Origin of the sequence: Sphingomonas hankookensis (assembly GCF_022664465.1) — a bacterium.
GTDB lineage: Bacteria > Pseudomonadota > Alphaproteobacteria > Sphingomonadales > Sphingomonadaceae > Sphingomonas > Sphingomonas hankookensis.
Window position 1 is genome coordinate 961,860 of record NZ_JAKREV010000001.1, and the last position, 20,148, is coordinate 982,007.

A 20,148-nucleotide genomic window follows, 5' to 3' on the forward strand; every position below is an offset into this window, starting at 1 on the left:
ACCATGGCCAGCATCCGCATGCCCCAGCCGGGCGTCGGCCAGTTCGTGTCGCTGCGCGGCCGGCTGTGGATGGTCGAGGCGCAGCCCGACGGCCCGTTCGACGGCCACCGCCTCGCCTGTATCGACGACGATGCCAGCGGCGAGGACGCGCGCATCCTGTGGAGCGCGGAGGTCGATGCCCGGCTCCACGACGAGGAGGCATGGGCGACGCTCGGCACCGAAGGGGGTGCCGGCGGCGGCGATGCGGCGACCTTTTCCGCCTATCTGCGCACCGTGCGCTGGCGTACCGCGACCGCCGCCGAACGCGACCTGTTCCAGGCGCCGTTCCGCGCCGGCATCCGCCTTGATCCCTATCAGCTGTTGCCCTTGCGCAAGGCGCTGCGCCTGCCGCGCGTCAACCTGCTGATCGCCGACGATGTCGGGCTGGGCAAGACGGTCGAGGCCGGGCTGGTGCTGCGCGAGCTGCTGTTGCGTCGCCGGGTCGACTATACCGTCGTGCTGGCCCCGGCGGCGATGACCGGACAGTGGCGCGACGAGTTGCAGAGCAAGTTCGGCCTCGCCTTCGAGATCGTCGATGCCCGCCACCTCGAACAACTCCGCCGCCGCCGCGGCTATGGCGCGAACCCATGGGCGGCGGGGTCGCGCTTCATCCTGTCGCACCGGCTGCTCGGCGACGAGAATTACGTCGCCGGCCTGCGCGACGTGCTGGAGGATTTTCGCGCGCGCTCGCTGCTGATCCTCGACGAAGCGCATCACGCCGCCCCGGCAGGCAGCGGACGCTATGCGATCGAAAGCCAGTTCACACGGGGCCTGCGCGACCTGTCCGATCGCTTCGAACATCGCCTGTTCCTGTCTGCGACGCCGCACAACGGCCATCCCAACAGCTTCGCGACGCTGCTCGAACTGCTCGACCCGCAACGCTTCACCCGCGGCGTACAGGTGCGCCCCGCCGATCTCGAACCGGTCATGGTCCGCCGCCTGAAAAGCGACCTGCGCGCGTTGGGCGAACGCTTCCCTGAACGGGTCGTCGAGCCCGTGGTGCTGGACGGCCTGCCCGACGACACGCCCGAACTGGTGCTGGCGGCGATGCTCGCCGGCTATCGTACCCTGCGCGAGACCCGCATCGCCGCGCTGCCCCCGGCACAGGCGGCGCGGGCGCGGCTGGCGTTCGTCGGGTTGCAGCAGCGATTGCTGTCGTCGGTCGCCGCCTTCGCCCGGACGCTACGGGTGCATCTGGCCGGGATCGACCGCGCCATCGCCGGTGTCGCCGCCGCCTCCGCCACGCTCGACCTGCCCGACGCCCCCGACACGATCGCCGAAGAGGATGCCGCACTCGACCGGCTGGCCCAGCGCGACGCCGCCCGCGCCGAAGCCGCCGCGATCGACGGCGCCGCTGGTGCCTTGCCCCGCCAGCTCGCCGCCGAACGCGACCAAGTGCTGGCGATGCTCGCCCATGCCGATGCCGCGCGCAGCGCCCCCGATGCGCGGGTCCGCTGGCTGCTCGACTGGGCGACGACGCATCTGCTCGATGGCGAAGGGCGCTGGCGCGACCGCCGGCTGATCCTCTTCACCGAATATGAGGACACCCGCCGCTGGTTGCAGCGACAGCTGTCGGTCCTGCTCGACCCCGCTGATCCGCACGAGGCACGGCGAGTCGACAGCTTCACCGGCATTACCTCGACCGAACGGCGCGACGCGATCAAACGCGCGTTCAACGATCCCGCCGACCCCTTGCGCATCCTGATCTGCACCGATGCCGCGCGCGAAGGCATCAACCTGCAATCGCAATGCCATGACCTGATCCATGTCGACCTGCCATGGAACCCGTCGCGGCTGGAGCAGCGCAACGGGCGGATCGACCGCAAGCTGCAACCGGCCGACACCGTCACCTGCCGCTATTTCGTATATTCCGAGCGGCCAGAGGACGTCGTGCTCGACGCGCTGGTGCGCAAGACCGAACTGATCCGGCGGCAGCTGGGATCGGCGGGGCAAGTGCTGGGTGACCGCATCGCCGGGCGACTGGCGAACGGCATTGACCGCGCGTCGGCCCGCGACATCGCCGATCGCATCCGTTCGGCACAGGCCGATGCACAGGTCGCCGCCGCCGTCCGCGACCTCGACGACGGTGCCGATGCGCGGCTGGCGCGGCTGCGGCGCGAACAGGCCGATCTGGCACAGGCGCTGGAACGGGCACGCGCGCGGGTCGGCGTCGATCCGGACGAGTTGCAGTCGGTCGTCGCGCTCGCGCTGGAGCGGGCCGGCGGCGAATGGACCATGCCCGCCGCGGTCGGCGACACCCCGGTCTTCGCGCTCGATACCACATGCTTCGCCGGCGACCCCAGCTGGACGCCGCTGCTCGACGACCTGCGCGCCCGCCCCGCCCGCCCCGGCGAGCGTCCCCATGACTGGCGCGCCAGCACCGACGCGGCGGTGCGACAGGTCAGCTTCGCCCCCGCGATCCTGCCCGACGGGCGCGATGCCGGCGGGGTGGTGCAGCTCCACCTCGAACACCGGCTGGTGCGGCGACTGCTCGGACGGTTCCTGTCGGCGGGGTTCCGGCAGGGGCTGGAGCGCAGCTGCGTCATCCGCACCGCGACCACCGCCGCCCCGCGCGTCGTCCTGCTCGGGCGCCTCGCGCTCTATGGCGAACAGGCCGCACGGCTGCATGAGGAGGTGCTGAGCGTCGCCGCCGACTGGCGCCCGCGTGACGCCAACGATGCGCCGCTGCGCGCATTGGCCGAGGGGCGTGAGGCGGAGGCACGCGTCCTCGACGAACTGCTCGCCGCATTGCGCGATGCGCAGGATGCCGATCCCGACACGATCCGCCACGCCACCGCCGGCGCCACCCGCGACGTCGCCGATCTGCGCCCGATCCTGACCGAACGCGCCGAGGCACGACTGGCGAAGGTCGCCACCGAACTGATCCGCCGGGCCGCTGCCGAAGCGCACGGCCTCGAAACGCTGCTCAGGCAGCGCATCGCCCGCATCCAGCGCGAACGCCGCGGCGACGACACCCAGCTCGACCTGCTGCTCGATTCCGCCGAGGAACGGCAACGTGCGGCGGATCGCCGGTCGTGGGAGCGCACCGCCACCCGGCTCGACGACGAACTGGTCCGTGAACCCGAACGGCTGCGCGCCGCCGCGCGGGTCCATGCCAGCCGGATCGAACCGATCGGCCTCGTCTATCTATGGCCCGCGGCATGAGCGACGGTCCCGGCCCACACGACTGGATCGGCTATCTGCAACCGGTCGGGCTGGTCGTCGCCCCCGCCGCGCTGACCCGCATCGGCGCGTGGGTCACGCCGCAGAGTGCCGCCGATGGCAGCGCGGTCGCGGCGGCGCTGGCGCAGGACGATCGCTGGCCCTTCTTCCGCGACGTGCTGGGCTGGATCGCGACCCGCGTGGCGGGGGCGCCGGGCGGTCCGCCGCTTGCCGACACGCTGCGCATCGCCTTTCCCGAACAGGAGCTATTGCTCGAACCGCATTGGGCAGTGCTGGCCGCCGACGGCACGCCCATGCTGCTGGTGCGGATCGAAACGCCGGGGCTGATCCTCGACCGGCGTGGTACGCTGGACGGATGGGAAGCGACCGCGCAGCAACGCTTCGAGCGGCTGCTGCGTGAAACCGGCGTCGGCGCCGGGGTGATCGTCGGCGCGCGCGAGACCGGGCGGCGCGAGGGCGCGGACAGCGAGCCCGTCCTGCGGCTGGTCGTCGCCCCGCGCGGCGAGGTGTCGGGGCATATGAGCTGGCCGCTCGCCGCGCTCACCGAAACGAGCGGTCGCACGATGCTCGCCGGCCTCAAACTGCTGCTCGACGCGCACGCACTGTTCACCGGCCCACCGTCGCACCGCCTGCCCGCGCTGCTGGCCGAAAGCCGCGCGGCGCAGGCCGACGTGTCGTCGCGCCTCGCCGGACAGGTGCTTGCCAGCCTCCACGAACTGCTCCGCGGCCTCGACGCCGCCGATCCGCAGCGTATCCGCGCCCTTGCGGAGGAACGGCCGCAGCATCTCTACGAAGGGCTGCTGACCGTCCTGCTGCGCCTGATCTTCATCCTCTATGCCGAGGATCGCGCGCTGATGCCCTCGACGCCGGGCGGTACGGCGGCGGCGCTGTACGAACAGGGATATGCGCTGGGCGCGCTCCACCTGCGGCTGCGCGACGATGCCGCGCTCTATCCCGACACGATGGACGAACGGCGTGGGAGCTGGGGCCGGTTGCTGGCGCTGTTCCGGCTGGTCGATCGCGGCGATCCGTCGGGGTTCATGCAGGCACGCGGCGGCAAGTTGTTCAGCGAACATGCCTTTCCCTTCCTGCTCGGCCGCGATGGCTCAAGCGATCCCGAAACCGTGCTGCCGGTCGGCGACGGCTGCGTGCTGCGCGTCCTCGACGGGCTGTTGATGGACCGCGGCGAACGCATCGCCTATCGCTCCTTGAGCGTCGAACAGATCGGCTCGGTCTACGAAACCGTCATGGGCTTCACCGCCGAACGCGCCGCCGGTCCGATGCTCGCGATCCGCGCGGGCAAGGGCAACAAGGTGCCGGTCTGGGTCGACCTGTCCGCGCTGGCGAACGTCGCGGACAAGGACCGCGAAAAGCGGCTGAAGACCGATACCGGGCGCAGCGCATGGCCGGCCGCGGTGTCGAAGGCGCTGCGCACCGCCACCGACGCAGCCGACCTCGCGACCGCGCTGGCTCCGGTCGCCGACCCGCGCGCCTGCCCCCGTGCCATGCCGGTCGGGGCGGGCACCCCGATACTGCAACCGACCGACGAGCGTCGCCGCACCGGCAGCCACTATACCCCCCGCGCCCTCACCGGCCCGATCGTGACCCACGCCCTGGCCCCCGCCTTCGCCCGGCTCGGCCCCGACGCCGGCCCCGCCGACATCCTCGACCTGAAAGTCTGCGACCCCGCCGCCGGGTCGGGCGCGTTCCTGGTCGAGGCGTGCCGCCAGCTGGGCGAACGGCTGGTCGCCGCCTGGACCCGCTGGCCCGCCCAGCGCCCGACGATCCCGGCGGACGAGGACGAACTGCTCCACGCCAAGCGGCTGGTGGCACAGCATTGCCTGCGCGGCGTCGACCGCAATCCGCTGGCCATCGACCTCGCCAAGCTGTCGCTATGGCTGGAAACGCTGGCGAGCGCGCACGAATTCACCTTCCTCGACGCGGTGCTGCGCTGTGGCGACAGCCTGGTCGGCCTGCCCAATCCCAAGATCGTCGCGGTGACGTGGGACAAGGTGTCGGGCCAGCACAGCTTCGTCGAGGCGATCGTGCGCGACGGCATCGACGCCGCCGCCGAACTGCGCCGGCTGATGCGGCACGAGGCGGAGATCGCGCCCTATGCCGCGCAGGAACGCCGTCACCTGGCAGCCACCACCGCGCTCGCCCGCGCGCATCTGGTCGCCGATGCGATCCTGTGGTCGTTCTTCACCGGCGCCAAGGTCCGCGACCGCGCGCTGCTGCTGGCCGAAGTACAGCAATGCGTCCTCGCGCCCAGCACCGCCAGCTGGACGCAATTGTCGGCATGGCAGGACGCATTGCACGCCGCCCCGATCGGCATACGCCCGTTCCATTGGGAGCTGGAATTCGAGGACGTCTTCGCCCGCCCCAATCCTGGCTTCGACGCGATCGTCGGCAACCCGCCCTTCGCCGGACGCGACACCGTGCTGGCAGGTCACGTCCAGACCTATCCCGACTGGCTCAAGACGATGCATGCCGGCACGCACGGCAACGCCGATCTTTCCGCACACTTCTTTCGGCGGGCGTTCTCGCTCCTGCGCCCCGGCGGTGCGTTCGGACTTATCGCGACCAACAGCATCCGGCAAGGCGACACGCGCGAAACCGGCCTGCAACGGATCGTCGAGGAAGGCGGCGTCATCTTCCGCGCGATCAGTCGCCATCGCTGGGAAGGCGATGCCGCCGTCGTCGTGGCACAGGTGTTCGTCGGCAAGTCGCCCGGCGGGGCCGACATGATCCCGCATCTCGACGATCGCGCGGTCGAGCGCATTTCGGCCTACCTAGTCGAAGGCCATCTCGACCGTTCGCCCGCTCGATTGCGGCAGAACGCCCGTCTGTCGTTCAAGGGCTTCGACCTTCTCGGCCAGGGTTTCCTGTTCGACGATCAACTCGCGGGGAAAGGCAAATCCTGCTCGCTGCACGATCTGGCCGCGCTGACTATTCGGTATCCCGATCAGGCGCGCTTCGTCGGTCCGCTGGTCGGCGGTGACGAACTGATGTCGGCGGTCGTGCCCGGGAACGAACGGTTCGCGATCTGGCTCAACGACCTGACGCTGGAGGAAGCGCGCGAGCAAGCGGCACCCTTGCTGCGGATCGTCGAGGATCGCGTGAAGCCGGAACGGCTGAAACAGGCCGATCCGATCGCAAAGCGCCACTGGTGGAAATATCTTCGCGACCGTCCCGAAATGCGGGCGGCGCTGGCGCCGTTGGCAACGTTCCTGTGCTGCCCCTGCGTCTCCCCGCACCTTGCGATCGCCCGGCTACCGACGTCGCTTTTGCCCAGCAAGCAGTTGACCGTCTTCGCCCTCGCCTCCCACGCCGCCTTCGCCACACTGCAATCGCGCGTCCACGAAGTCTGGGCGCGCTTCTTCGCGTCGTCGATGAAAGACGACCTCCGCTACACCCCGTCCGACTGTTTCGAAACCTTCCCCCTGCCCCCCGGCCTCGACGACGCCCCCGTGCTCGATGCCGCCGGCCAAGCCTATCACGACCACCGCGCCGACCTGATGATCGTGAGTGGACAGGGCATGACCCCGACCTACAACCGTTTCCACCGCAAGGGCGACACCGCCCCCGACATCGCGCGGTTGCGCACGCTGCACGACGCGATCGATCGCGCGGTGCTGACGGCGTACGGCTGGGACGACCTCGCCGAACAGGCCACCGCCGTCTTCCTCGATGAAGTCGAAGAAGACGACCACCGTTACCGCAACCGCCTGTTCTGGCCCGCGCCGCTGCGCGACGCGGCGCTCGGGCGGTTGCTGTTGCTCAACGAAGAACGCGCACGACAGGAGCTGATGCGATGAACGCCACACAGGTGCGCAGCGAGATGGTGGCGCGGCTGCGGCGCAACCTGATCGGGCCGGGCGAGGAGGACGCCGACCTCGCCACCGAACGCCTGCCGCCGGGGGAGGCACCATCGCGCTGGTATCTGGCGGGCTTCATCGCCCCGTCGGGCGAGCTGACCACCGACGCCCCCGCCGCCGAGGAAGCGGAATGGGACGAGATCGACGGCTTCCTGACCGACGAAGGCTTCGGCGCGGGCGGCGCGGCGGGCGATCATGACGAACCCGACACGCCGCCTGCGCGCCGCCGCTTCCTGCCCAGTACCATCGGCCTGTCGGCAATGGTCGCACCGGGCGTCCGCACCCTCGACGTCACGGTCGACTGGGGCGATTACGTCCCCGAACCGCCGCTGCCCCCCGAGATACTCGACGGCGGCGGCGATCCGCATGGCGGCCCGGTCGGCTGGCGCCGCATCCCACGCAGCGCAACGCTGACCCTCGACATTCCCGCCGACGAAGCGGGGATCGAACGGACGGCGATCCCCGGATCGGCGGCGACCGCCCGGCCCGGCGGCGCGCTCGAACTCGCGGTGCGCGCGCGCCCCTTCGCGCTGCGCCTCGCCAGCGGCACCGTCCGCCATGTGCAGGTCGTGACGGTGTTCCTTGTCAACAAACGGCTGGAGCCCGCCCCGCGCTACCGCGACCTCGCCCATGCCTATCAGGTGCGCCTGTCGCTCGGCTGCGACGACGGCTTCGTCGCGCAGCACGACCTGTCGCGCATCGCCCGCGACGACTGGGACGATCAGCTCGCCGACCTGCATTATCGCGACGTCGCCGCCTATGCGGTGGGCTTAGGTTGCGCGACCGGCCATGTCGCCGATCCCGATGGCACGGTCCGCCGGGTCCACACCACCCACCTGCCCCACGCCGCCGTCGAACGCACCGTCGCCGCTCCGGTCGCCGGTACCGAATTCGGCATGGACCTCCTCGCCGCGCTGGCCGACGACGGCACAGCGCTACATGCCGCCCTCACCCCACTGGTCGCCGCCTACCGCACATGGTCGTCGGACCAGCACGCCGCCGCCGCCAGCGTCGCCGACGCCCCGCAACGCGCCCGCACCGCCGCCACGCTGATCGCCGCGCAGTACGAAGCGTGTACCCGCATCGCGTCCGGTATCGCTCTGCTCGCCAACGACGCGAGCGTCCGCACCGCCTTCGCCATCGCCAACCGCGCGGTCGCCGATGCCACCCGCGCCCGCCGCCCGTCCGACACCACCCCGGCATGGCGCCCGTTCCAGCTGGCGTTCCTGCTGCTCAACCTGTCGGGCATGGCCGATCCGACCCACCCCGATCGCGACGCCGCCGACCTGCTGTTCTTCCCGACCGGCGGCGGCAAGACCGAGGCGTATCTCGGCCTCGCCGCCTTCACCATCGCGCTGCGCCGGCTGCGTGCCAGCGGGGTGCTGGGCGCCGGGGTCGCGGTCGTCATGCGCTACACGCTGCGGCTGCTGACGCTCGACCAGCTCGGACGTGCCGCTGGGCTGGTCTGCGCGCTCGAACTGCTGCGCACCGGGTCGGACTATCGCGACGACGCCGGTCGCCCGCTGCTCGGCGACTGGCCGATCGAGATCGGACTGTGGGTCGGCTCCGACGCCAGCCCGAACCGGCTGGGCCGCCGCGGCGACCGCAGCGAGGGCACCGCCGTCCGCCGCGTCCGCGCCTATACGATCGGGCGCGACACGCGCGCGCCCGCCCCGATCAAGGCGTGTCCATGGTGCGGCACCGCCTTCACCCCGCAGAGCTTTCGCTGCGTGCCCAATGCCGATGCGCCGACCAACCTCGAACTGCGCTGCGTCAACCATGTCTGTCCCTTCACCGGCGACCGCGCCCTGCCGGTGGTGACGGTGGACGAGGCGATCTATCGCCGGCTGCCCGCCTTCCTGATCGCCACCGTCGACAAATTCGCCGCGCTGCCGTGGAACGGCGCGGCGGGCGCCTTCTTCGGCCATGTCGACCGCGCCGACGAGGACGGTTTCTATGGCGCGGCGGAGCCGGGGCGCGGACGTCCGCTCGACAACGGCCACCGCCTGTCGTCGCCCGACCTCGTGGTGCAGGACGAACTGCACCTGATCTCCGGTCCTCTGGGCACCGTCGCCGGGCTGTATGAAGCGGCGATCGACGGCCTCGCGTCACGCACCGTCACCGGTCACCGCATCCGGCCGAAGATCGTCGCCTCCACCGCCACCGTCCGCCGCGCCCGCGACCAGATCCGCGCGCTGTTCGATCGCGACGCGACCCATATCTTCCCGCCGCCCGGCATCGACCGCCGCGACAGCTTCTTCGCGCAGACCCGGCCCGAAAGCGCCGCCGATCCTGCACGCTGGTATGTCGGCATCGCCGCATCGGGACGCGGGCCGAAACTGGTGTTCTTGCAGGCGCTGGTGACGCTGCTCGGTGCGGCGCAGGGGCTGGCGGATAGCGACGGCGATGCCGACGCCTATCGCACCGCGCTCTGTTATTTCAACGCGCTGCGCGAACTGGGCGGTGCGCGGCGCATCGTCGAGGACGAGGTCGCCGCCCGCCTCGCCGACTATGGCGACCGGCGGCGGCGGATCGAGCCCGTCGACCAGCCCTTCGGCAACCGGACGCTGCGCGAGCCGGTCGAACTGACCTCGCGCGTATCGACCGATCAGGTTGCGGCGGCCAAGCGCCGGCTGGAGGCACGCTTCGATGACACCGAAGCCGAACCGGTCGACGTGGCGCTGGCGACCAACATGATCTCGGTCGGGCTCGACATCGACCGGCTCGGGCTGATGCTGGTGCAGGGCCAGCCCAAGACGGCGGCGGAATATATCCAGGCGACCAGCCGCGTCGGGCGCAACCCGGCACGACCCGGGCTGGTGGCGGTCGTCCTCAACATCCACCGCCCGCGCGACCGGATGCACTATGAACAATTCACCCATTTCCACGACACCTTCTACCGCGCGGTGGAGGCGACCAGCGTGACGCCATGGTCGGCGCGCGCGCTCGACCGGTCGCTGGCCGCCGTGGTGGTGGCGATCGCCCGCCACCTCGACCCGGCGCTCACGCCTTCGGCTGCGGTCGCGGCGCTGGCGAACGCGCCTGCCACCCGCGCGGCGGTGGTCGCGCATCTGGTCGATCGCGCCCCGCCCGGCATCGACGGCGGGCGCGACCGGCTGGCGGCGACGATCGACGGCCTGCTCGACGACTGGATCGCGATCGCCGACGAACAGGTGCAGGCCGGTGGGCGCTTCAGCTACGACGACCGGCCGCAACGGCTACTCAACCCGCCGCTCGACCCGGTGCTCGACAACCTCTCCCCCGCGCACCGCCGGTTTCAGGCGGGGTGGAGCATGCGCGACGTCGAACCCGGCGTGCTGGTCAAGCCGCGCGGACCGGGTGGCGAAAAAGTGACCGGCGCGGGAGACATGGCATGAGCAACAAGCGCATCACCCTGCGCCAGTCGCAGCTGGTGTTCGGCTTCGGCCCCGGCGCGATGGTCGACCTGCCGACGCGGTCGGTGGTCGTCGGCGGGCTCGACCTGTGGCACATGCGCGAACGCGGCAGCTGGCGCACGATTCACGAACCGCGTGCCGTCGCGGTGCTGGAAACGCTGCTGCGCGCCACCCACCGGCTGGGCGACGACGTCCGCCTGACGCTGCGCACCCCGCCCGCGCATGACGAGGGGCGCACCGCGACGGCCGAGCCGCCGGGGATCGAGGCGCGCATCTTCCCGGCATGGTTCGTGGCACGCGAGGGCGAGGCCGCGGGCGACATCCGCCGCCGCCGGCTGGTCCGCTGGCAGGATTTGAACCCGCGCGGCCGGGCCGATTTCGTCGACGAGGACGACCGCCGCCTGCCCGTCACCCCGATCCGCTTCGTCGCCGGCTGTCACAAGGGGCATTTGCAGGACATCGACTGGGGCTATGCCGTCCATGTCGACATGGGCAGCCGCTGCGTCCAGCCGCTGTGGCTGGAAGAGCGCGGCACGTCGGGTGATCCGGCCTCGACCCGCATCGTCTGCGGCTGCGGTGCGGCGCTGTCGCTGCGCGATGCGCAGGCCGATGGCCGCTTCGGCAAGTGCCGCGGCCGCCGCCCCTGGCTCAACCGCGACGAGCCGGTCGACTGCGGCGAAAACCTGCGCTTCCTCACGCGCACCGCGACCAACGCCTATTTTCCGCAGGTGCTAACCGTCATCTCGCTCCCCGCCGCCGAAGACGAACTGACCCGCCTGGTCGAGGCGCAGTTGGACGCGATCGACTGGGTCACCACCGAAGCGGAAATGGCGATCGCCCGCCGCGCCAACCCACCCTTGCGCGCCGCACTGGAAGGATGGAGCGATGCGGAGATCGTCGCGCGCGTGGCCCAGCTCCGCGCCACCGGCCACCTGACGCTCGCCAAGGCACCCAAGGTCGCCGAATTCGACCTGCTCGCCTCCGGCCTCCCCGAAATCGGCGCCGACACTCCCGACGCCCGCCTGTTCGCCCGCACCCTCACGCGCGACCAGTGGGACGGCGACCGCCCCCGCCTGTCGCCGATCGCGTGCGCCGTCGCGGTCCACCGCCTGCGCGAGGTCGCCTGCCTCTACGGCTTCACCCGCTTCGAAGCCGCCCCCACCGCGATCGACGGCGATCTGGAGGAACTGCACATCGCGGTCGAGGGCGCGGCGCTCGCCAACGACCTCGAATGGCTGCCCGCGGTCGAGCAACTCGGCGAAGGCATCTTCCTGCGCTTCGACGCCGCCGCCATCGCCGCGTGGCTCTCCCGCCCCGCCGTCGCCGCCCGCGGCGAGGCACTCTACAATGGCTGGGAACGCTGGAGCGCGACGCAGGCGCATGCCGACAAGCTGCGCTTCCCCAACCTCGCCTATTACGCGATGCACGGCTTCAGCCACGCGCTGATGAACGAGATCGCGCTCGACTGCGGCTACCCCGCCACCGCGCTCAAGGAACGCCTCTACGCCGTCGTCGACGAAGACGGCCCGCGCTACGGCCTGCTGCTCTACACCGCCTCGACCGGCTCGCAGGGCACGCTGGGCGGGCTCGTCGCCGTCCTGCCTCGCCTCGGCGCCATCGCCGAGCGCGCGCTAGACCGGCTGGCGCTGTGTTCGGGCGACCCGATCTGCGCCGAACACGATCCCGACGCCCATGTCGACGAGCGCGCGCTGAGCGGTGCCGCCTGCCACAGCTGCCTGCTGGTCGCCGAAACGTCGTGCGAGGCGCGCAACCTCTACCTCGACCGCGCGCTCACCGCGCCGACGATCCTGACCGATGCCGCAGCGCTGTTCGGTGGTTGATCGTATAAGTCCCCTGCCGGGCTTGACCGACGCCGCCGATCGCGCTCCCCTGCACATGGCGGAGGGGCACATGATCGGTTGGCAGGACGAAGCGGGCGACACCCATCGCGGCACCCTGTTCGCAGCGTTCGCGGCGCTGGCGGGCGGACAGGCGCACAGCTTCCCCGCGCTCCGTCCGCATCAGCGCGAGCCGTGGCACGCCTTCACCGTACAGGTCGCCGCGCTCGCGCTGATCCACGCCGGTACCGACACGCTCCCGACCGGCGAAGCCGCATGGCGCGACCTGCTGCTCGCCCTCACCCCCGACACGCCCGAGGCGTGGGAGCTGGTCGTCGACGACTGGTCGAAACCCGCTTTGCTCCAGCCGCCGACGGCCACCCCCGCCGACAAGGCCGCGTACAAGAACCGCCTGCCCACCCCCGACACGCTCGACATGCTGGTGACCGCCAAGAATCACGACCTGAAGCAAGCGCGGATGGTCGGCGCGGGCGACGAACACTGGCTGTTCGCGCTGGTGACGCTGCAAACGACCGAAGGCTTTCTCGGCGCCGGCAACTACGGCATCTCGCGGATGAATGGCGGGTTCGCCACCCGCATGAGCCTCGGCATCCGGCCGGCGGGCGGCGCGGGCCACGCGTTCCGCCGCGACGTCGAGCGCCTGCTCGCCGACGCCCGCGCGCGCCCGAACCGCCGCACCGGCACCCCGCTGCTGTGGACCGTGCCATGGGACGGCGCCTTGCCGCTCGACTATGACAAGCTCGACGAACTCTATGTCGAAATCTGCCGCCGGGTCCGCCTGCGCCGCACGTCGACCGGCATCGAGGCGCTGACGGCCGGGTCGAAGGCCCCCCGCGTCGCGGCCAGCGAGTTGAAAGGCCGCACGCGCGACCCATGGGCGCCGATGAAGGCCGACGGATCGACCAGCCACACCCCGACCGGCGCGGGCTTCGGCTATCGCCAGATGGCGAACCTGCTCGACAAGACCAAGATCACGCTCCCCCCGCTCGCCTATGCCGACCCGGCCGACGCCCCTGACGGCCTGTCGATCGTCGCGGCGGCGCTGGTGCGGGGGCAGGGCAAGACCGAGGGGCTGCACCGCCGCACCATCCGCACCCATGGCGCGCGCCGCGACACCGATGTTCGCCCGATCGCGATCGAACGCATCGGCGAAGTCGCCCGCAAACGCGCCGACGAAGGGTTCGAGGCCAGCCGCCGCCTCAGCCGCGCGCTGATCTCACTGGTACAGGGCGGCCCCGAACGCGCCCGATTGGACGACGATTCCGCCAAGAAGAAGACCGAACGCTGGCTCGCCCGCTTCAACGACGCGGTCGACGGCATCTTCTTCGATGCCCCCTTCTGGGACGAGGTGTCGGGCGTGACCGACAATCCGCGCATGGCCTGGCGGATCACGCTGCGCGACATCGCCCGCGACGTCTTCGACGTGGCCGCCGAAGCGGCACCGGGTACCGAAGTCCGCCGTATCCCGGCCCGCGCCCGCGCCGGATCGCTACTCCACTATGAAATGAAGAAATGGGTCGAGGATGCCGAATATGGCGAGTAACCCCGCCGCCGCGAACGCGGACCCCACGACCGCTGAGAAGCCCGACGACTGGATGACGTCGATCTCGCGCCAGACGCATGGCATGTCGAGCGGCGACCGCGCGGCGCTGCGTCGGATGGAGCTGACCAGGTCGCCGGGCGCCGATGCGGTCGCGATCAAGATGCTGCTCCGGGCGGACGTGCCGGAGTTGCGGGTCAGGGACGACTGGACCCGGTTGCGCCTGATCGGCCATTTCGCCGGGCTGCTGTCGGGCACCGCCGCGCTCTATCCGCATGACGAACGGCGCGGGGTCGGGGCGGCGCTGTTCGAAGCTGGCTTTTCGGAAAAACGCCTGCTGCGGCTGCTCGCCAGCCGGGGGGAGGCGCTGGGCGGTCAGCTGGCGCTCGCCGTCCGCATTCTGTCGCGGGAACGTCAGCCGGTGAACCTGTGGGACATCTATCACCTGCTGGGCGGCGATCCGGTCAAATCCGACGCCGCCCGGCTGCGCATGGCGCGGCATTATTACGCCGCGCAGGCGAAATAGAACTAAGGGGGATTCCGCATGACGACCACCGCAACCGACGGCATCGTGCCGAAATTTATCCAGATCCATTTCCTCGCCGCATGGCCGGGTGCGTTGCTCAACCGCGACGATGCCGGCCTCGCCAAGCGCCTGCCCTTCGGCACCGCGACCCGGACGCGCGTGTCGTCGCAATGCCTGAAACGCCATTGGCGCATGGCCGACGATCCGCGCGCACTGCACGAACTGGCCAAGCAGAACGGTGTCGAGGGCCTCCGCTCGAAACAGGCCATCGAGCGCGAAGTCACCGGGCCGCTGCGCGCCCGGTTCGACAAGGACATGATCGACGCGGTCGAGGAAGCGTTCATCACCAAATTCTACGGCAAGAATGCCAAGGACAAGCAGCAGCGTCAGGCACTGCTGTTCGGTCGACCCGAACTGAACTGGCTGCGCGAGGAAGCCGAACGCCTGCTCGCCGAAAGCGGCAGCGCGGCGGGCGTAAAGGCCGCCGCCGAAGTCTGGGTCAAGGAACAGAAGAACAATCTGAACCAGTTGCGCGACCAGAATCTGCTGGCCGCCTCGCTGGAGGCCGCGCTGTTCGGCCGCATGGTCACCAGCGACACCCGCGCGAACCGCGACGCCGCGATCCATGTCGCCCATGCCTTCACCGTCCATGCGCTCCAGACCGAAACCGACTATTTCACCGTCGTCGACGACCTGCGCGACAAGGAACAGGGCGACGATGCCGGTGCGGCAGGCGTCTTCGACACCGAACTGACCTCCGGCCTCTATTACGGCTATGTCGTCGTCGACGTGCCGCTGCTGGTATCGAACCTGACCGGCTGCGACCGCAAAGACTGGACCGGCGATCACGACCGCGCGCTTGCTGCGCAGGTCGTCGAGCATCTCGTCCACCTCGTCGCCGAAATCTCGCCCGGCGCAAAGAAGGGCTCGACTGCGCCGTACAGTCGCGCCGAACTGGTGCTGGTCGAGGCGGGCGACCGCCAGCCGCGCACCCTCGCCAACGCCTTTCGGGACGCGATCGCGACGGAGGATCGCACCTCCAACCGTTCGCTCGGTCACCGCACGGCGCAGGCGATGACTAAGCACCTGCACGACCTCGACACGATGTACGAAACCGGCGAGGCCCGCCGCCTCGCTGCCTTGCCCGACATGGCCGTACCGGAAGTCGCCAATGGCAGCCTGCGCGAACTCGCCGCCTGGGCGGGCCAAGTCGTCCGGGACGCGCGGGCGTGAAACACCTGCTGCTCGATTGCGACGCGCCGTTGATGAGCTTCGGCGGCGATCTGGTCGATGCGTATGGCGTGGTGCGCGACTTCCCGGCGAAATCGATGGTTGCCGGGCTGTTCGCCAACGCGCTCGGCTGGGAACGCCATGACGCCGATGCCCATGCCGCGTTGCAGGCGCGGCTGACGATCGGATCGGCGCGGGTCGGCGAAGGACGGCGTGAGCGCGAGTTCCAGACCGCGCAGCTGGGCGCGAACGATCGCGGCTGGACCACGCGCGGCCGGGTGGAGGGCCGCGCGGGCGGTGCCGACACTTATAAATCGCCGCACATCCGCTACCGCGACATGGACGCCGACGCCCGCGTGCTGATTGCCTGCCGGCTCGAACCGGCGGACGCCGCGCCCGATCTCGACGCGCTGGCTGCGGCGCTGATCCGCCCCGAACGCCCGCTCTTCCTCGGGCGCAAGCCGTTCGTGCCGTCGCGTCCGCTGCTTCTGGCGGTGGTCGAAGCGGACACGATCCTCGACGCGCTGACGCTGGGGTTCGAAAGGATCGATCTTGCCCGCCCCGCCGCGATCCGCGCGCAATGGCCCTTCGGCGAACCGACTGGCGCGGTGGTGACCCACGGTGCGCAAACGGCGGAACTGACCGACGAACGCCACTGGCCCGCCGGGGTCCATGCGGGCCTCCGCCGCGTGGTCCATGGCCGGCTCGACTGGCCGCAGGTGACGCCATGACACTGCACCTCATCCGTATCGGCATCCATGTCCGCGCACTCGCATCCTTCGCGGTGGCGCGACGGCTAAGCGACGACGATTTCGGCTATGCGCTCCACGCCGCGCTCACCGCCCGCTTCGGCGATGCCGCGCCGCGTCCGTTCCGCTTCCTCCCCGACCATGAATCGGGACCGCATCTGCTGGGCTATGTCGAGGATCGGGCCGCGTTCGACGACGCTGCCGCGCTGCCGCCGGCCGATGCTGCTGTGGATGCCGTGTTCGGAGGCGAACCCGGTCTACGAACCATGCCGGAAACGTGGCGCGAGGGCGCGCGCTATGGCTTCGAGGTGCGGGTGCGCCCCGTCGTCCGCTTCGGCAAGAGCGTGCGCGCCGCGCGCAACGACCGTGCCGGCGGCTGGCTGCAAGGCGCCGGAGAGATCGACGCCCACACCGCCGCACGCGAACGGGCCGAACTGGCTGGTGGCGACCCCGATACGGTCGATCGGGAGGCGGTCTATATCCACTGGCTCGCGAAACGCCTCGCCGATGCCGCAACCCTCGACCATACCGATCTGCGGCACTTCCGCCGCACCCGCACCCTGCGCAACACCCACCGCAGCGAAGGACGGCGCACCCAGCGGGTCGAAGGGCCCGACGCGCTGATCGGCGGGACGCTGACCATCGCCGATCCCGCCGCCTTTGCCACGCTGCTGGCCAAGGGCATCGGGCGTCATAGCGCCTTCGGCTATGGCATGTTGCTGCTCGCCCCGCCCGCCCGCGGATAATGTTGTCGGGGCGCCTCGGCCTCGAAAAGGCCCGCATCCCCCATGCCGACCGGCAGGGGCTGGTCTGGCTCGACCGGGGGCGGCTGGAGGTGGAGGATGGCTGCCTGCGCTTCGTGACCGCCGGTGGCGGGGCGCTGGGCGCGGGCGATTACCAGATTCCCTACCATGCGATCTCGATCGTGCTGCTGGGACCGGGGTCCAGCGTGACGCACGACGCGCTCCGGCTGCTGGCGCGGCATGGCTGTGCGCTGGCGGCGATCGGTGACGGCGCGGTCCGCTTCTACACCGCGCCGCCGCTGATGCCGGACAGTTCGGCGCTGGCCCGCGCGCAGGTACGGCGCTGGTCCGACCCGAAGCTCCGCATGGAAACCGCGCGGGCGATGTATGCGATGCGCTTCGGACAGATCGTGCGGACGCGCGACATCACCGTGCTGCGCGGGCAGGAGGGCGCGCGGATCAAGCGTGCCTATGTCATGGCCGCCGAACGCCATGGCATCGTGTGGAACGGGCGCCGCTACGACCGCGAAAATCCGGAAGGCGGCGACCTCGCGAACCAGGCGATCAACCATGCCGGATCGGCAATGACCGCCGCGGCGGCGGTCGCGGTGGCGGCGACCGGCGCCATCCCGCAGCTAGGCTTCGTGCACGAGGATTCGGGGCAGAGTTTCGTCCTCGATATCGCCGACCTGTACCGCCACGACGTGCTGCTCGACATCGCCTTCGGTGCGGTGCGCGAGGCGCGCGGGCGGGGTGCCGCCCCGATCGAACGGCTGGTGCGGAAACGCGCGGCGCTGCTGTTCCGCCAGCGCAGCGTGATCCCGGGCATGATCGACCGGATCAAGACGCTGCTGATGCCCGGAGAGGCGGTTGCGGCGGACACCGGTGCGGGGGTGGCGACCTGATGCCGCTGACGGTCGTCATCACCCGCGACGTGGAGGACCGCTATCGCGGCTTTCTCGGCTCGGCGATGCTCGAACTGGCGCCCGGCGTCTATGCCCAGCCGCGGATGAGTGCCGGCGTGCGTGGCCGCATCTGGACGGTGGTCGAGGAATGGCACGCCCGCCTGCGCCGGGGCAGCATCGTGATGTGCTGGGCCGAACCTTCGTCTGCCGGCGGACTCGGCCTGTCGGTGCTCGGCGAACCGCCGAAAGACGTCGTATCGCACGACGGAATCCTCCTCGTCCGCCGCGCCCTCTCCTCCCGCAACGGCCCGCAGCAGCCAACCGGCTGAAGCAGCGTTGCAGGCGTGTCTTTGAAATCGTAAAGAAATTGACGGATGCAAGGCCGTTACCAACAATCCAAACAAGTTGAACATCTTAATCCCAAGAGTCTCCCCCGCACCCGCGGGGATCCACCCCGACACCAGCGAGCTTGTCGAGCAGCGCGTCAGTCTCCCCCGCACCCGCGGGGATCCACCCCGCCACGCTCTTGCCGAAGCCTACAGCGCCACGTCTCCCCCGCACCCGCGGGGATCCACCCCCTGAATGCCAATGCCGGTTCCGTCCCCCGGCGTCTCCCCCGCACCCGCGGGGATCCACCCCCCGCATCCGACGGTTTGGGCGGCGGCCCCGCGTCTCCCCCGCACCCGCGGGGATCCACCCCTCGAGCTGGCGCTGCAGCAGAGCACGTCGCAGTCTCCCCCGCACCCGCGGGGATCCACCCCGGTCGTGGCGATAGGTCCACCGGACGCCGAAGTCTCCCCCGCACCCGCGGGGATCCACCCGACGTCGGCCGGTCGCATCTGCGTATCACACGGTCTCCCCCGCACCCGCGGGGATCCACCCAATGTCCATCCTCAATATCCGCAAGGCCAAGCGTCTCCCCCGCACCCGCGGGGATCCACCCCAGACCATCAACGGCATCGTGGGCACGGTGCGGTCTCCCCCGCACCCGCGGGGATCCACCCGTCCTTGTCATCCATTCCGATGTTTTCGGAACGTCTCCCCCGCACCCGCGGGGATCCACCCTGCAGTCCGTGGCCAACACCGCGCTGTCGGCAGTCTCCCCCGCACCCGCGGGGATCCACCCCTGCTGGCTGGTCGGGGCTATTGTTTGAGCGAGTCTCCCCCGCACCCGCGGGGATCCACCCGGCGGGTTTATCCGCCACGGTATCGAGTTCAAGTCTCCCCCGCACCCGCGGGGATCCACCCCAATCGGAATGGGGATAGGTGACGGACTAGTGGTCTCCCCCGCACCCGCGGGGATCCACCCTGAGTTTTCAGCCACAGGAACCCTGTGGCGGTGTCTCCCCCGCACCCGCGGGGATCCACCCTGGTCCTGATGGATGCCGGCACGATCGCAAAGGTCTCCCCCGCACCCGCGGGGATCCACCCAGTCCCGCAGCGACATGCCCATGGTGCCGTTGGTCTCCCCCGCACCCGCGGGGATCCACCCGTTAATTTTACGGCCAAGCGCAGCGGGTCCGCGTCTCCCCCGCACCCGCGGGGATCCACCCTTCCCGCCGTCCACGCTGTACGATGAAGCCTAGTCTCCCCCGCACCCGCGGGGATCCACCCGCTTCGGGCTGCAAGCGGATCGGCCTGACGATGTCTCCCCCGCACCCGCGGGGATCCACCCCGCATAGCATCGGTCACCGCATCGACCTGCGCGTCTCCCCCGCACCCGCGGGGATCCACCCTGATCTTGGCTGTGCCCATCCCGGCGGGCGCGGTCTCCCCCGCACCCGCGGGGATCCACCCATCACCGCGTTCTGCGCGCTATTTCCCGCGTTGTCTCCCCCGCACCCGCGGGGATCCACCATCGCGGTCGCGCTGGCCCCACGTGCCGCATTGGTCTCCCCCGCACCCGCGGGGATCCACCCATCGCCCACACGCAGCAGCTCGTCGCGGCGACGTCTCCCCCGCACCCGCGGGGATCCACCCGCCGCTTGGAGCGATTTGACGGGCGAGTTCACGTCTCCCCCGCACCCGCGGGGATCCACCCCTATCGCGGCTCCGATCCAGTCGCGATCATCAGTCTCCCCCGCACCCGCGGGGATCCACC

Annotated in this window: 11 protein-coding genes and 1 CRISPR repeat array (1 of these 12 cut by a window edge); all 11 genes read left to right on the forward strand. The window is 70.6% G+C overall.

Going from position 1 to position 20,148, the window contains the following annotated elements; genetic code table 11:
* Nucleotides 1–3 precede the first annotated feature (3 nt).
* The 11 genes from drmD to cas2e are packed head-to-tail and all read left to right on the forward strand — an operon-like array spanning nucleotide 4 to nucleotide 18,376.
* Nucleotides 4–3,204 (forward strand): DISARM system SNF2-like helicase DrmD, encoded by a 3,201-nt coding sequence (drmD, locus tag MF610_RS04525; protein ID WP_242193123.1) that lies wholly within the window; start codon nucleotides 4–6, stop codon nucleotides 3,202–3,204.
* Nucleotides 3,201–7,040 carry an Eco57I restriction-modification methylase domain-containing protein gene (locus tag MF610_RS04530; RefSeq protein WP_242193125.1) on the forward strand — a complete coding sequence of 1,280 codons (3,840 nt, stop codon included), beginning with the start codon at nucleotides 3,201–3,203 and terminating at the stop codon, nucleotides 7,038–7,040. Before drmD ends, MF610_RS04530 begins: the two co-directional genes overlap by 4 nt.
* Nucleotides 7,037–10,477: a DISARM system helicase DrmA gene (drmA, locus tag MF610_RS04535; RefSeq protein WP_242193127.1), complete on the forward strand. Its 3,441-nt coding sequence runs from the start codon at nucleotides 7,037–7,039 to the stop codon at nucleotides 10,475–10,477. The genes MF610_RS04530 and drmA overlap by 4 nt, the downstream gene beginning before the upstream one ends.
* On the forward strand, nucleotides 10,474–12,336 hold the full coding sequence (gene drmB / locus MF610_RS04540; protein ID WP_242193129.1) for a DUF1998 domain-containing protein: 1,863 nt from the start codon (nucleotides 10,474–10,476) through the stop codon (nucleotides 12,334–12,336). Before drmA ends, drmB begins: the two co-directional genes overlap by 4 nt.
* Before the next feature lie 22 nt (nucleotides 12,337–12,358).
* Complete coding sequence (locus tag MF610_RS04545) at nucleotides 12,359–13,897, forward strand: hypothetical protein (protein WP_242193132.1); 1,539 nt, start codon at nucleotides 12,359–12,361, stop codon at nucleotides 13,895–13,897.
* Entirely contained in the window at nucleotides 13,887–14,420 is a 534-nt protein-coding gene (gene casB / locus MF610_RS04550; protein ID WP_242193134.1) for a type I-E CRISPR-associated protein Cse2/CasB, read from the forward strand. Before MF610_RS04545 ends, casB begins: the two co-directional genes overlap by 11 nt.
* An 18-nt stretch (nucleotides 14,421–14,438) precedes the next feature.
* Nucleotides 14,439–15,653 carry a type I-E CRISPR-associated protein Cas7/Cse4/CasC gene (gene cas7e / locus MF610_RS04555; protein ID WP_242193143.1) on the forward strand — a complete coding sequence of 405 codons (1,215 nt, stop codon included), beginning with the start codon at nucleotides 14,439–14,441 and terminating at the stop codon, nucleotides 15,651–15,653.
* Nucleotides 15,650–16,381: a type I-E CRISPR-associated protein Cas5/CasD gene (gene cas5e / locus MF610_RS04560; protein ID WP_242193146.1), complete on the forward strand. Its 732-nt coding sequence runs from the start codon at nucleotides 15,650–15,652 to the stop codon at nucleotides 16,379–16,381. The genes cas7e and cas5e overlap by 4 nt, the downstream gene beginning before the upstream one ends.
* The gene (locus MF610_RS04565; protein WP_242193149.1) at nucleotides 16,378–17,145 is read left to right on the forward strand and encodes a type I-E CRISPR-associated protein Cas6/Cse3/CasE; all 768 of its coding nucleotides are present in this window, start codon (nucleotides 16,378–16,380) and stop codon (nucleotides 17,143–17,145) included. Before cas5e ends, MF610_RS04565 begins: the two co-directional genes overlap by 4 nt.
* Nucleotides 17,145–18,047, forward strand: a complete 903-nt coding sequence (cas1e, locus tag MF610_RS04570) for a type I-E CRISPR-associated endonuclease Cas1e (protein WP_242193151.1) — start codon at nucleotides 17,145–17,147, stop codon at nucleotides 18,045–18,047. The genes MF610_RS04565 and cas1e overlap by 1 nt, the downstream gene beginning before the upstream one ends.
* Nucleotides 18,047–18,376 (forward strand): type I-E CRISPR-associated endoribonuclease Cas2e, encoded by a 330-nt coding sequence (gene cas2e, locus MF610_RS04575; RefSeq protein ID WP_242193153.1) that lies wholly within the window; start codon nucleotides 18,047–18,049, stop codon nucleotides 18,374–18,376. Before cas1e ends, cas2e begins: the two co-directional genes overlap by 1 nt.
* Nucleotides 18,377–18,473: 97 nt before the next feature.
* Nucleotides 18,474–20,148: a CRISPR direct-repeat array (repeat unit 29 nt; unit sequence GTCTCCCCCGCACCCGCGGGGATCCACCC); it runs 3,844 nt beyond the window's last position.

Excerpts from the sequence above, each read along its gene's own strand:
- casB (WP_242193134.1), top strand. The coding sequence starts at position 13,887 with ATGGCGAGTAACCCCGCCGCCGCGAACGCGGACCCCACGACCGCTGAG.
- MF610_RS04565 (WP_242193149.1), top strand. The coding sequence starts at position 16,378 with ATGACACTGCACCTCATCCGTATCGGCATCCATGTCCGCGCACTCGCA.
- drmA (WP_242193127.1), top strand. The coding sequence starts at position 7,037 with ATGAACGCCACACAGGTGCGCAGCGAGATGGTGGCGCGGCTGCGGCGC.
- cas7e (WP_242193143.1), top strand. The coding sequence starts at position 14,439 with ATGACGACCACCGCAACCGACGGCATCGTGCCGAAATTTATCCAGATC.
- MF610_RS04530 (WP_242193125.1), top strand. The coding sequence starts at position 3,201 with ATGAGCGACGGTCCCGGCCCACACGACTGGATCGGCTATCTGCAACCG.
- drmD (WP_242193123.1), top strand. The coding sequence starts at position 4 with ATGGCCAGCATCCGCATGCCCCAGCCGGGCGTCGGCCAGTTCGTGTCG.
- cas2e (WP_242193153.1), top strand. The coding sequence starts at position 18,047 with ATGCCGCTGACGGTCGTCATCACCCGCGACGTGGAGGACCGCTATCGC.
- drmB (WP_242193129.1), top strand. The coding sequence starts at position 10,474 with ATGAGCAACAAGCGCATCACCCTGCGCCAGTCGCAGCTGGTGTTCGGC.
- cas1e (WP_242193151.1), top strand. The coding sequence starts at position 17,145 with ATGTTGTCGGGGCGCCTCGGCCTCGAAAAGGCCCGCATCCCCCATGCC.